At 72.1% G+C, this 11,995-nt stretch carries 11 protein-coding genes; 2 read left to right on the top strand and 9 right to left on the bottom strand.

Features of this window, described 5'->3' with window-relative positions; genetic code table 11:
* The first annotated feature begins 106 nt into the window (after positions 1–106).
* Positions 107–673: a YceI family protein gene (locus ACFY2Z_RS20310; RefSeq protein WP_390745499.1), complete on the top strand. Its 567-nt coding sequence runs from the start codon at positions 107–109 to the stop codon at positions 671–673.
* A 245-nt stretch (positions 674–918) separates the two neighbouring features.
* On the opposite strand, the gene ACFY2Z_RS20305 is transcribed toward ACFY2Z_RS20310, so the two are convergent.
* On the bottom strand, positions 919–1,356 hold the full coding sequence (locus tag ACFY2Z_RS20305; protein ID WP_390745498.1) for a hypothetical protein: 438 nt from the start codon (positions 1,354–1,356) through the stop codon (positions 919–921).
* A gap of 335 nt (positions 1,357–1,691) precedes the next feature.
* Between ACFY2Z_RS20305 and ACFY2Z_RS20300 the strand changes: the two genes are divergently transcribed.
* Positions 1,692–1,883 carry a hypothetical protein gene (locus ACFY2Z_RS20300; RefSeq protein ID WP_390745497.1) on the top strand — a complete coding sequence of 64 codons (192 nt, stop codon included), beginning with the start codon at positions 1,692–1,694 and terminating at the stop codon, positions 1,881–1,883.
* Between the two features lie 131 nt (positions 1,884–2,014).
* Here the strand turns inward: ACFY2Z_RS20300 and moeZ are convergent, their stop codons facing one another.
* The 8 genes from moeZ to ACFY2Z_RS20260 all read right to left on the bottom strand — a co-directional run bounded on the left by moeZ (position 2,015) and on the right by ACFY2Z_RS20260 (position 11,995).
* Entirely contained in the window at positions 2,015–3,193 is a 1,179-nt protein-coding gene (gene moeZ, locus ACFY2Z_RS20295) for an adenylyltransferase/sulfurtransferase MoeZ (RefSeq protein WP_390745496.1), read from the bottom strand.
* Between the two features lie 63 nt (positions 3,194–3,256).
* Positions 3,257–4,006, bottom strand: coding sequence for a spherulation-specific family 4 protein (locus ACFY2Z_RS20290; protein ID WP_390745495.1), 750 nt, complete (start codon positions 4,004–4,006; stop codon positions 3,257–3,259).
* The gene (locus tag ACFY2Z_RS20285; RefSeq protein ID WP_390745494.1) at positions 3,994–4,953 is read right to left on the bottom strand and encodes an NAD-dependent epimerase/dehydratase family protein; all 960 of its coding nucleotides are present in this window, start codon (positions 4,951–4,953) and stop codon (positions 3,994–3,996) included. Before ACFY2Z_RS20285 ends, ACFY2Z_RS20290 begins: the two co-directional genes overlap by 13 nt.
* 184 nt (positions 4,954–5,137) lie before the next feature.
* On the bottom strand, positions 5,138–6,421 hold the full coding sequence (locus ACFY2Z_RS20280) for a hypothetical protein (protein ID WP_390745493.1): 1,284 nt from the start codon (positions 6,419–6,421) through the stop codon (positions 5,138–5,140).
* Positions 6,418–8,148, bottom strand: a complete 1,731-nt coding sequence (locus tag ACFY2Z_RS20275) for a DUF3492 domain-containing protein (RefSeq protein WP_390745492.1) — start codon at positions 8,146–8,148, stop codon at positions 6,418–6,420. Before ACFY2Z_RS20275 ends, ACFY2Z_RS20280 begins: the two co-directional genes overlap by 4 nt.
* Positions 8,149–8,382: 234 nt before the next feature.
* A complete protein-coding gene (locus tag ACFY2Z_RS20270) occupies positions 8,383–9,978 on the bottom strand; it encodes a dipeptide ABC transporter ATP-binding protein (protein WP_390745491.1) in 1,596 nt (531 codons plus the stop codon).
* A complete protein-coding gene (locus ACFY2Z_RS20265; protein ID WP_311693001.1) occupies positions 9,975–10,973 on the bottom strand; it encodes an ABC transporter permease in 999 nt (332 codons plus the stop codon). Before ACFY2Z_RS20265 ends, ACFY2Z_RS20270 begins: the two co-directional genes overlap by 4 nt.
* Positions 10,970–11,995 carry an ABC transporter permease gene (locus tag ACFY2Z_RS20260; RefSeq protein WP_390745490.1) on the bottom strand — a complete coding sequence of 342 codons (1,026 nt, stop codon included), beginning with the start codon at positions 11,993–11,995 and terminating at the stop codon, positions 10,970–10,972. The genes ACFY2Z_RS20265 and ACFY2Z_RS20260 overlap by 4 nt, the downstream gene beginning before the upstream one ends.

Genomic DNA, 11,995 nt, shown 5'->3' with positions numbered 1-11,995 from the left:
TCCGGAACGTGATCGCGCAGCATGGCGCCCTAAAGCGCTGGTCAGCCCCTGTTCCAGCCGTTGACGGTTGATGTCGTGGCCGACTGACCGAGCGTAGGGTGGAATCATGGCCATAGCAGCAGGCGAGTACGCGATTGGCAAGCCAGTCGGTCGGTTGCTGGTGCGCACCGCTCGCCAGGGCATGGCCGCAAAGGTTGGACATGACCTACTCATCGAGGCCACCGCGTGGGAAGGCCACGTCATCGTGCCGGCGGACCCCGCGACCAAGCCGACGCTGGTGTCGGTACGCGTGGACCTGGGCGCGCTGAAGGTCCTGGAAGGCACCGGCGGGGTCAAGCCGCTCAGCGACGGCGACAGGGAACAGATCCGGCAAACGATGCACAAGCTGCTGCGTGTCGATCAGCACCGATATGCGACCTTCACCTCCACAGGCGTGGAGATCCACGACGACAGAGCAACCGTTGAGGGAGATCTGACTCTGGTTGGGCAGACCCGTCTGCTCCGCTTGGATGTGCGACAGCGAGACGACGGCAGCGTCAAGGGTGCCGGGAGCGTGGTGCAGTCCCGATGGGGCATCAAGCCATACTCGGGCTTCTTCGGCGCCCTCAAACTTCGCGACGCCGTCGACATTGAGGTCACCACCGGTCTTCAGGAGATCGACGCACCAGGCTGACGGCAGCGACGGCAGTCCTGACGGCAACGACGGTGTACGAGGGCGAACCCCATGCGACCGCCAGCGGAATCGGTCACTGTCGCCCAGGTCCAGTCCGAGGGGCGCGCCCACATCTTCTAATCGCCTGGTCTCGCGGCCCAGCTCGGCGCAGTGGCACGGAGCCAACCGGCGAACGGAGCGCCGGCCGCACGCTGTAGTGGCGGCGGCTTGCCGCAAGGACCTGGCCGCCGTGGTCGGGCGGTCATTCAGCGCCCGTAGATGTGACCCCGCACCAACGGGTCGTTCTCCAGGATGAAGTCCGAAACCTGCCAGAACTCTGGCAAGCGTGGATGCCGCAAGGCGGCTTCACGGTCGAGCTTGCGCCCGAAGAGAGGTCCATCGGGATGCGCGAGACCTGCCGTGACCAGGGTGGAAGCGGGCTCATGCTGGCCGACGACAGGGCCCACTCGACATGCGAAGGAGACATGGTCGTCCCACTGGTCGGGCCCGACGCCCCACGTCCCCAAGATCACGTCTATCCACGCATCGTGATCCCGGTCTCGGTGGTGGTAGCAGTTGGCGAAGTACACCGCGTACGGAGCGCCGTCCGCGTGGACGAAGTTCCAGGCGCGCTCTATGGGGGCGTTGCAGCAGTCGCACTGAAACTCGCGGGTCTGCCGGTCAGGGCCAAAGGTCATGGACATGACGCACATGAGATCACGACGACACGCTCGCACGTGGTTGCACCGTTCTGACATCCACCAGTGACATCAACGACTGCGGACAGCGGCGACAACCAGCAGCCACGTACGGCACCGGTGTAGGAGGCGGGCCCTGAGCCGACCGGGTGGAGAACGAACTTGTAATGCGGCGGTCACGTATCAGGAGCCGAGCGGCAATGACGGCAACAAGCGCGGACGACAACACCCGACGGCCTGCCACGGAGGCCCCGCGGACCCGCTGGTCCAGCCAGCTGGGGTGTGCCAGCATCTTCTAAGCGTTTGGCCGCACGACGTGGCCGGTCAGCCAGCTTGCCGTCATGACCGATGACATCGTTCTGCGCCTGGACCGTGACAGCGCAGAGGACCTTTACGAGGTGCTGCGGCTGCTCGGCGAGCACATCGCTGCCGGCGCGCCCATCCCGGAACCGCCGGCGGATGCAAATGAGCGGCTTGGCCGTGTATTCAGATCCCTGGGTGACTCGCTCGGCAGGAAGGGCAGAGTGGTCTAGCGGCAGCCGCCGGGCCGTCTCTGGGCCCTGCGAGGCCGACCGACGCCGACCGACAACGACAGAAGCCCACGGCTTCTGAACTGGTCAGAGCCGTGGGCTTCTTCAGGATCGCTGGTCAGCCGGAGGGCCGGTCAGTACACCGGCTTGTGCGGTTCGATCTGGTTGACCCAGCCGATGACGCCGCCGCCGACGTGGACCGCGTCCGCGAAGCCCGCCGACTTCAGGACGGCGAGGACTTCCGCGCTGCGGACACCCGTCTTGCAGTGCAGGACGATCTTCTTGTCCTGGGGCAGGCCCTCCAGGGCGGTACCCAGGAGGAACTCGTTCTTCGGAACCAGCCGGGCGCCCGGGATGGAGACGATCTCGTACTCGTTCGGCTCCCGGACATCGATGATCTCGATGTTCTCGCCGTCGTCGATCCACTCCTTGAGCTGCTTGGGAGTGATCGTCGAGTCGGCCGCCGCCGCCTGGGCCTCCTCGGAGACGACGCCGCAGAAGGCCTCGTAGTCGATGAGCTCGGTGACGGTGGGGTTCTCGCCGCAGACCGCGCAGTTGGGGTCCTTGCGGACCTTGACCTGGCGGTACTGCATCTCCAGGGCGTCGTAGATCATCAGTCGGCCGACCAGCGGCTCACCGGTGCCGGTGAGCACCTTGATGGCCTCGGTGACCTGGATGGAGCCGATGGACGCGCACAGCACGCCGAGGACGCCGCCCTCGGCGCAGGAGGGGACCATGCCCGGCGGCGGGGGCTCCGGGTAGAGGCAGCGGTAGCAGGGACCGTGCTCCGACCAGAAGACGGAGGCCTGGCCGTCGAAGCGGTAGATCGAGCCCCACACATACGGCTTGTTCAGCAGCACGCACGCGTCGTTGACCAGGTAGCGGGTCGCGAAGTTGTCCGTACCGTCGACGATCAGGTCGTACTGGCTGAAGATGTCCATCACGTTGTCGGCCTCGAGCCGCTCCTCGTGAAGGATCACGTTCACATACGGGTTGATGCCCTTGACCGAGTCACGCGCGGACTCGGCCTTGGAGCGGCCGATGTCGGCCTGGCTGTGGATGATCTGCCGCTGGAGGTTCGACTCGTCCACCTCGTCGAACTCCACGATGCCGAGCGTTCCCACGCCCGCCGCGGCCAGGTACATCAGCGCCGGCGAGCCCAGACCGCCGGCGCCCACACAGAGCACCTTGGCGTTCTTCAGCCGCTTCTGCCCGTCCATCCCGACGTCGGGGATGATCAGGTGGCGGGAGTACCTGCGGACCTCGTCTACGGTGAGCTCGTCAGCCGGCTCGACCAGGGGTGGCAGCGACACGGGGACTCCGTTGGTCGGTCGATCACTACGGTTGTTCTCCTCGTAACACTGCCACGCCCTTCTTCATTCCGAGACACCCGTTCCGAGGCGCGAGACGATGTCGTCCCAGTAGCCGGGCATGGCCTCCCAGGGGTCCGTGCGACCGCCGCGGACCGTGCGATCGGTGAACCAGATCGTGCCCGCGCCCTGCCAGCGGGCGATGCGCAGCGCCTCGTCGAGATGGCCGCGCGGTACGCCGTGCACGAAGTGGCAGAACCGCTCGGGCGGGTAGTCGGCGGTCCATTCGGCCACCTGCGACCAGCGGTAGTCGTTCCAGGTGCCGGAGAAGGTGACCAGTTGGTCGGCGTTCTCGGCGTACCCGGGATGGGGGTGGGTGCCATGTCCCAGGACGATGTGCCCGTGGTCGAGGAGTGCCCGGAGCGTGGTGATCAGACGGCGGATCTCTGGGAGCACGGCGCGTTCGCTCGGGCACCGGTCCAGGAGGAAGCCGCCGACGCCATACCAGTCGAGATGGTGGTGCGCCTCGGAGATCAGTTCGCCCAAGGGCCGCGTGCCCTGGACGAGGTCGAGGTGGCCGAGAACACGCACGCCCGCGGTGTGCAGGCGCCCGGTGGCCTCCAGGCAGTGCGGGTCGAGACGGCTGCCCGGACCGCCACTCACATTGAGGACGGCCCAGTGCACCGGCGCGCCGGGACGGGTGAGCGCATCCCACTCCAGCGGGGCGACGAGGGGGTGCGCATACCCGGGGATGCCGAGACCGGCGCCCAGGTCCGTGCTCGCGGTGCCCGTGGTGGTGCTGGTCAGATGCGGCATGCCGCCTCCATCCAGATGTCGGCGAGGGACTCCTCCAGGCTGATCCGGGGGCGCCAGCCGAGCCGGTCGCGCGCGGTGCGCACATCGGCCTGCTGCCAGCTGCCGCAACCGTCCGGGTAGGGGTAGGCGACCGGTGACGGGTGTTCCGGTTCGGTGCGGGGGTGGCCGATGGACGGCCGCATCGGTCCGGGGGGACCGTCGAGTTCGTGCAGGGTCCCGCCGTAGCCGGCGACCCGGGCGAGGACGGCGGCCGCGTCCCGCAGGCGCACCGCGCGGCCCGAGCCGATGTTGATCACGCCCTGGGCGGCGGACAGGGACGCGGCGTGGACGGCACGGGCGACATCGCGTACGTCGACGAAGTCGCGTTGCACACCGAGGCCGCCGAGCTTGAGTTCGCCGTCGCTCGCCTGCATGGCGCGGCGCAGCGCCTCGGCCAGGCGGCCGAGCGGGGATCCGGCGGGCGTGCCGGGCCCGGCGGGCGAGAACACCCGGAGCACGACGGCGTCCAGCCCGGAGCCGAGGACGAGTTCGGTGGCGGCGAGTTTGCTGACGCCGTACGGGCCGCCGGGACGCGGGACGGCGTCCTCGGCCGTGGAGGAGCCGGGCTGGCTGGGCCCGTACTCGGCGCCGCAGCCGATCTGCACCAGCCGGGCCCCGCAGCCGCTGCGGCGCAGGGCCTCGCAGATGGTGGCGACGGCGACGGTGTTGTGCCGGGTGAGTTCGCGGGCGCCGCCGCGGATGGCTCCGGCGCAGTTGATGACGACTCCGGGGTGCACGGCGTCCAGGAAGCGGGTGAGCGCGCCGGGGCTGCCGGACGCGAGGTCGAACCGTACGTCGGCGTCGTCGCCACGGCCGAGCGCGGTGAGCTGCACGGCCGGGTCGGCGAGCAGACGGTCGGCGACGAAGCGGCCCAGGTATCCGTTGGCTCCGATCAGCAGGACCCTCATCGGGCGGCTCCCGGGGCGGATTCTCCGGTTCGGGAGGTGATCATCTGGCGTTCTCCTTCAGGGGTGGTGCCGTGGGATGAGAGGGCCCGCGGTGTCGGCCCCGCGGGAGCAAAGGGGCGGGACCGGGGTCCCGCGCGGTGGCGGCGGCTCTTGACCTCGACGGTGGGGGCGCCATGGGCCGGGCTCAGGGGGACCCGGGGGGCCGGGCGTGGGCCGAGGCCCGGGTCAGGGTGCGGATCGCATGGACCAGCAAGGCGAGGGCCACCGGGGCGCAGGCCAGAGCCGGGACGGCCTCGGTGCCGAGGGCGGCGGTCACGGTGCGCACCGGGGTGGCCAGGACTCCGCAGCCGGGGAGCCGGCCGGCGAAGACCGTGGCGAGGGCGGTCGCCTCGACGGCGGCCGCGGCGCCGAGGGCGGCGGCCGGGGCCCGGCCGAAACCATGGGCGGTGAGCAGCCGGGCGAGCATCAGGAGCGCGCCCAGGGCGCCCGCTCCGGCGTAGGCGGGGGGCTCGTGGAGGACGGTCGCGCACCCGGCGAGCAGAGCCGTCAGTGCGCAGAGGAAGAGGGCGACGGTACCGAGCAGCGGCGGGGTGACCGACGACCTGAAGTCCTCCAGGCCCCGGCTGGCGGCGAGCCGGCGGCGGGCCCGCAGTGCGAGGAGGCGGGCACACCAGGCGGCCGGTCCGACGGCCAGGAGGAGGGCGAGGACCGGGGCGGTGGCGGCGGGCACGGGGCCGTCGGGGCCGCCGTCCTGTGCGGCGCGCAGCAGACCGTCGCCGAGCAGGGCGTAGGCGAGGAGCCAGCAGGTCCACGCGCGCGTGGCGGCGCGTGGACGGTGGGCGGGGACGCGCAGCGGGCCGCGAGCAAGGGCCGCGCGGAGTCCGAACGCGACGGCGAGGACGCCGAGCGCGCAGGCGGCGAGGCGGATCCCGCCGTCGGTGAGCCGGAGCCCGATGACGGTGGCCGTGGCCAGGGCGCCGGGGAGAAGCGCCAGTACGGCCCACGCGCGGGGCTCGCGGGAGGCGTCGGCCGGGGCGGTCGGCGCGGCGGGGCGGTCGCCGTCGCGGGGTACGCGCGCGTACATCTCCTCGGCGAGCGAGAACAGGTCCCGGTGGTGGAAGCGGGCGGCGGCCCGGTCGGTGAGGCCGTGGGCCTCCAGACCGGCCACGATCTCAAGCGGGTCCACGGCCCGCTCGCACAGGTCGCGGTGGCGGTGCAGCAGGGCCTTGACGGGGTCGACGGCGCCGCGGCGGGCGGGGGGCATGCGCGCCGGGTCCGCGTCCCCGGCGAACGGGGGGCCGGCGGTGCCGGCCGCCTGCGGAGCGGGTTCCCGGGCGGCCTGATGCCCGGGGGCGGGGTCGGCGTGCGGGGGCGGCCGCTCCTGGTCCGCGAGGGCCTCCCAGGGCTCCGCGTCCCGTGGCCCGTCCGGGGTGCCGGGGCGGCGGTCCAGTTCTCCTACGTCGCTCATCGGGCGCCCTCCGCCGCCGGGACGGGTTTCTGCAGGCCGGTGGCGCGCGCCGGGTCCGTGCCCTCGCCCGGCGCCCACGCCCAGCGCGGCCTGCCGCGCGGGAGTCGTGGGGCGGTCCAGTGGCCGGGCAGATGGGCCTCCGCCGGGACGGCGAAGGGCAGCGGTTCGCCGTCGGCGTCGACGAGGACCCGCCGCACGGGCGAGTGCGAGACGACCTCCAGATACAGGTCGTGGAACGCCATGACGTTCTGCTCCACGGTGAACAGTTCGAGGGCTCGGGCACGGGCGGCCGCGCCGAGGCGCTCACGGCGCTCGGGGTCGCGCAGCAGCGCCAGACACGCCTCCGCGAGCGCCCGGGGGTTGCGCGGCGGGACGACGAGGCCCGTGCCGCCGATGGCCTCCACCACGGCGCCCACATCCGTGGACACCGTCGCCCGGCCGCAGAACATTGCCTCCACCAGGCTGATCGGAAAGCCTTCGACGACGCTCGACAGGACGACGACCGCCCCCGCCGCGTAGGCCTCCGCGAGCCCGGGCAGCTCCGGGCCGCCGATGTCCTCGAAGGACACCGGGTTGTCACCGATGTCGTGCACGCCGTCGGCCTCGTCGGGGAAGAGCTGCGCGGCCAGCGCCCGGCAGTGCCCCAGGTAGGCGGTGCCCTCGGCGCCCGCCGGGGCCCCGACGATCCGCAGCCGGGCCTTCGGCTCCTCCTTGCGGATCTCGGCGAAGGCGTGGAGCAGGGAGATCAGGTCCTTCGCCGGTTCGACGCGGCCGACCCAGACCAGCGTGCGGGGGTCCGCGTGGTCGGCCGCCTCGCCCACCTCCGTGAAGCGGGCCGCCTCCATGCCGGGGTAGACGGTGCGCAGCTTGTCCTTGTCGGCGCCGCACCGTTCCTGCCAGCGGCGGGCGTGGGTGTTGCCGGGGGTGATGCACGCGGCCCGGCGGTATACCTCGGCGGCCAGCAGGCGGTGGAAGGAGGCGAGCAGGGCGCGCACCGCGGGGGGTGTCTCGGGCGAGGTCCCCAGGTAGTGCGCCCGGAGGTGCACGCCGTACTCGGTGACGAGCAGCGGGATTCCGGCGAAGTGCCGGGCGAGCAGTCCGGGCAGGGCCGCGGTGCCGCCGGCGGTGGCGTGGCAGAGGTCGGCCGAACCGAGCACGTCGTCCTCGTACCAGTCGAGGGAGAGGGGGCGCAGGGCGCGTTCGAGATGCGCCGCCGTCTGGAGCAGTTCGGAGACGCGCGTCGTGCGCGCCGCCCGCAGGGCGCGCGGGGCGCGGCAGGACTGTTCCAGGGCGCGTACGGCGGCCTCGGAGCGCAGGGCGCCGGTCAGCCCGCCCTCGTCGCGGGCGAGTTCGGCGAGTGTGTACAGGGCACTGCCGAAACGGTCCGCCTCGGGGCCGGACGCTCCCTGGGGGTCCTGCGGTGCTCCTGGTTCCGGTGCGGTGCAGAGGGCGGCGGCCAGTTCGGCGTACGCCTCGGCGTACCGGCGTCGCGTCCGGCGCCCGTGGGCGGCCCGGTCGTCCCGCGTGGTCCACAGGGGCGCCGTCCGCACCCGGCCGACGTTCGGCGGCAGCGGGAGCCGGCCCTCGGCCTCCTGCCGCTCGGTGCGGCTGAGCGCGTAGATGTCGAACTCGTGTTGCCCGAGTCCACGCACAAGGCGGTCGCACCAGAGCCTGGCGTCACCGCTCACATACGGATAGCCACCCTCCGTAAGCAGTCCGATGCGCACGAGTGCACCCCCGATCTCCCGTATGAGGAGCCACCGTTGTGCCGGCGGCTCCCAGCGGGACGAACGTAAGCGGACAAGGCGGTGGCGCGACGGACGGTTGTCCATCGCGCCACCAAAAGGGGTGAACGGTCGTAACTTTCGCGTGCGGACCGCGTTCACTCGTGTCAAGGAATCGCTCGGGCGTGCTGCTGCGTGCGACGGCCGGCCCGGGGCCGGGCCGCCGCACGGCGGCACTCACACCGTCGCGAGCACCTTCCGGGCGGCGCGCCGCTCGGCCGCGACCGCGGGGTCGAGCGCCGGAACGGCCGCCAGCAGCTGCCGGGTGTACGGGTCGCGGGGTGCGTCGTAGACCTCGTCGGCGGGCCCGTACTCGACGATCCGCCCGCGCCGCATCACCGCGACCCGGTCGCTGACCTGGCGCACGACGGCGAGGTCGTGGGCCACGAAGACGAGCGCGAGACCCAGTTCGCGCTGCAGCTCGCCCAGCAGGGCCACGACCTGCGCCTGGGTGGTGACGTCGAGGGCGGAGACCGGCTCGTCGCAGACGATGACGCGCGGGTCGGCGGCGAGGGCCCGCGCGATGCCCACGCGCTGGCGCTGTCCGCCGCTGAACTCGTGCGGATAGCGGTCGTAGTGCGTCTCGTCGAGGCCCACCCGGCGCAGCAGTTCGCGTACACGCCCCCGGATGCGCTGCTCGTCCTTCTCCCCGCGCGCCCGCAGCGGGTCGGCGATCGACTCGCCCACGCTGCGCCGGGGGTTGAGGGAGGAGACGGGGTCCTGGAAGACCATCTGGACGGCCGGGTCCACCCCGGAGCGCACCGCGCCCCCGTGGCGGACCTCGCCGGCCGTGGGCTCCAGCAGCCCGACCAGAATGCGGCCCAGGGTGGTCTTCCCGCTGCCGCTCTCCCCGACGATGCCGAGGGTCTCGCCGCGCCGCACCGTGAGCGACACGTCGTCCACGGCGGCGAACCTCCCTCTGCCACGGCCGAATTCGCGCCGCAGTCCCGACGCCTCGATGACGACCTCGTCGGAGGCGGCGCCCCCGCGCACGCGGGGCGCGTCCACGCGCGGCACCGCGCCCAGCAGCTCCCGTGTGTACTCCTCGCGGGGCTCCCCCAGCACGCCGGCGACCGGGCCGTGTTCGACGGTCCTGCCGTGGCGCATCACGAGCACCTCGTCGACGCTCTCGGCGGCGACGCCCACGTCATGGGTGACCAGCAGCAGCCCCATCCCGGTCTCCTGCCGCAGGGTGTGCAGCAGGTCGAGGATCTGGGCCTGGACGGTCACGTCCAGCGCGGTGGTCGGCTCGTCGGCGATCAGCAGCTCGGGCTCGCACGCGAGCGCCATGGCGATCAGGGCGCGCTGGCGCATACCGCCGCTGAACTCGTGCGGGCGTGAGCGCGAGCGCCGTGTCGCGTCCGGGATGCCGACCCGGTCCAGCACCTCGACGGCACGCGCGCGTGCGGCGCGCCGGGAGGCACGGGTGTGCACCCGGTACACCTCGGCGATCTGGTCGCCGATCGCGTAGTACGGGTCCAGGGAGGACAGCGGGTCCTGGAAGACCATGGCGGCCTTCCCGCCGCGCAGCCCGCGCAGGTCGTTCTCGGACGCCTGCTGTACATCCGTGCCGGCGACCTCGATCGAGCCGCCGACCCGCGCGCCCGTGCCGTGGTGCAGGCCGAGCAGGGCCGAGGCGACCGTGGACTTGCCGGAGCCGGACTCGCCGACCAGGGCGAGCGCGGCGCCCGCCGCCAGGCTGAAGGAGAGCCCGTCCACGGCTCGCAGGTCGCCGAACTCGACGGTCAGATCAGTGACTCGGACGAGACTCACGTCAGTACCACCCGTCGGTCGGCCACCGCGTACAGCACGTCCGCGACGGCGTTGGCGAGGACCACGAAGAAGCCGATGACCAGGACCATGCCGACGACGACGGGCAGGTCGACCACGGTGACCGCGTGGACGAGTTCCTGGCCGATGCCGGGGAGGCCGAAAAGGGTCTCGATGAGGACGGCTCCGCCCACGGAACCGCCGAGGTCGTTGGCGTTCAGCGCGATGATCGGCGCCAGCGCGCCCCGCAGCGCGTGCCGGCCGACGATCGACCGCTCGCCGACGCCGTAGGCCCGGAAGGTCCGGATGTGGTCCTCGGCGAGCGTCTCCAGCATCGACGCCCGGGTCAGCCGGGCGAAGTAGGCCGCCTCGGCGAGCGCGAGGGTGAGCCACGGCAGCAGGAGGTTCCAGGCCCACTGCTCGGGATCGTCCGAGAAGGAGACGTACTCCGGGAACGGCAGCAGTTCCAGTTGCCCGCAGACCACGATGATCAGGACGAGACCGATGACGAAGACCGGCGTGGACATGCCTGCCAGGGTGAGTCCGGTCAGGGCGCGCTCGCTGAACCGGCCGCGCCGCCAGGCGGAGAGGATGCCGGTGCCGACCCCCAGCAGCAGCCAGAGCACCATGGCGCCGATCACCAGCGACAGGCTGACGGGCAGCTTGGTCAGGATGATCTGGGTGACCTGCTGGTCGGTCTGGTACGACAGTCCCAGGCAGGGCGCCGAGCAGTGCTCGACGGACGTGCCGGTCGAGTAGTCCTGACCGGCGACGATGCCCTCCAGGAAGTGCCAGTACCGCACGTACAGCGGGTCGTCGAGCCGAAGCTGCTGAGCGACCTGGTGCACCTGTTCCGGCGAGCAGCGCGGGCCGCAGGTGATCTGGGCGACGTTGCCGGGAGTGGCGTAGAAGACGACGTAGACGATCACCGAGATGGCGAGCAGGGTGATCACCACGCCCACGGTCCGGCGCAGCGCGAATCCGGCGAAGCCGCTCATGACTGCGCCTCCTGCACGCCGCCCGGCTTCGCCGCACCCGGCTTCGTCTCCCGCTTGCGGCCCGTGCCGACGCGCAGCCGGGAGGCCGCGCGCGGGTCGAGGGCCGTACGCACGCCGTCGCCGAGGACGGTGAGCGCGAGCACGGTCACGAACAGGGCGCCCGCCGGCAGCAGCAGGTACTGCGGGGCCGCCTGGTACCAGACGTTGGCGGAGGTGAGCATCTGTCCCCAGGACGGGGTCGGGGGCTTCACGCCGACGCCGAGGAAGGACAGCGAGGCCTCGATGGCGATGTTGTTCGGCACCATGAGCGCGGCGTAGGTGATGACGGGCGCGGCGAGGCCGGGCAGCAGTTCCCGGCGGGCGATCCGCAAGGTGCTCCAGCCGCTGAGCCGCGCGGCGGCCACGTAGTCGAGGTTCTTGAGTGAGAGCGTCGCGGCGCGGGCGATCTTGCCGATGGTGCCCCAGGCGACGAAGCCGATGATGAGCGAGACCAGCACAGGCCTCGGGAAACTTCCCGGCACGACGGCCAGCAGCGCCAGGGCCATGATGATCAACGGCATGGCGACGATGATCTCGGTGATCCGGCTGAGCAGTTGATCGACCCAACGGTTCCCGAGCGCGGCCGTGACGCCCACGACGACACCGAGGACGACCTGCACGGTGGTCGCCGCCAGCGCGACCCCCAGGGAGACCCGCGCGCCGTAGACCAGCCGTGCGAACAGGTCCCGCCCGGTCTGCGGTTCGACGCCGAGCCAGTGCTCGCCGCTGATGCCGCCCAGCGAACCGATGGGCACGCCGCCGCGTGCCGAGTCCACCAGGGCCGGGTGGTAGGTGGTCGGGTCCTGGCCCTCTATCGCGGCTAGCAGCGGTGCGGCGAGCGCCACCAGGACGAGCAGCGCGACGACCCCCGCCGCGACCATGGCGGCCCGCTGCGCACGCAGCCGCCGCCAGAACCGACGAGCCCCCGAAGCCCCCGAGGCGGGCGCCTCGGGGGCCTGGGTGGCGACAAGTGCCTCGTTCAC

Origin of the sequence: Streptomyces sp. NPDC001222, from assembly GCF_042896945.1 — a bacterium.
In the GTDB taxonomy this organism is placed as follows: domain Bacteria; phylum Actinomycetota; class Actinomycetes; order Streptomycetales; family Streptomycetaceae; genus Streptomyces; species Streptomyces gibsoniae.
The sequence above is the reverse complement of the archived record's forward strand: the minus strand, read 5'-3'. Positions and strand labels throughout refer to the sequence as shown.

What these genes read in the sequence shown, in the direction of transcription:
- ACFY2Z_RS20305 (WP_390745498.1), bottom strand. Translation starts at nt 1,356, where the DNA reads ATGTCCATGACCTTTGGCCCTGACCGGCAGACCCGCGAGTTTCAGTGC.
- ACFY2Z_RS20290 (WP_390745495.1), bottom strand. Translation starts at nt 4,006, where the DNA reads ATGCCGCATCTGACCAGCACCACCACGGGCACCGCGAGCACGGACCTG.
- ACFY2Z_RS20285 (WP_390745494.1), bottom strand. Translation starts at nt 4,953, where the DNA reads ATGAGGGTCCTGCTGATCGGAGCCAACGGATACCTGGGCCGCTTCGTC.
- ACFY2Z_RS20300 (WP_390745497.1), top strand. Translation starts at nt 1,692, where the DNA reads ATGACCGATGACATCGTTCTGCGCCTGGACCGTGACAGCGCAGAGGAC.
- ACFY2Z_RS20265 (WP_311693001.1), bottom strand. Translation starts at nt 10,973, where the DNA reads ATGAGCGGCTTCGCCGGATTCGCGCTGCGCCGGACCGTGGGCGTGGTG.
- ACFY2Z_RS20280 (WP_390745493.1), bottom strand. Translation starts at nt 6,421, where the DNA reads ATGAGCGACGTAGGAGAACTGGACCGCCGCCCCGGCACCCCGGACGGG.
- ACFY2Z_RS20310 (WP_390745499.1), top strand. Translation starts at nt 107, where the DNA reads ATGGCCATAGCAGCAGGCGAGTACGCGATTGGCAAGCCAGTCGGTCGG.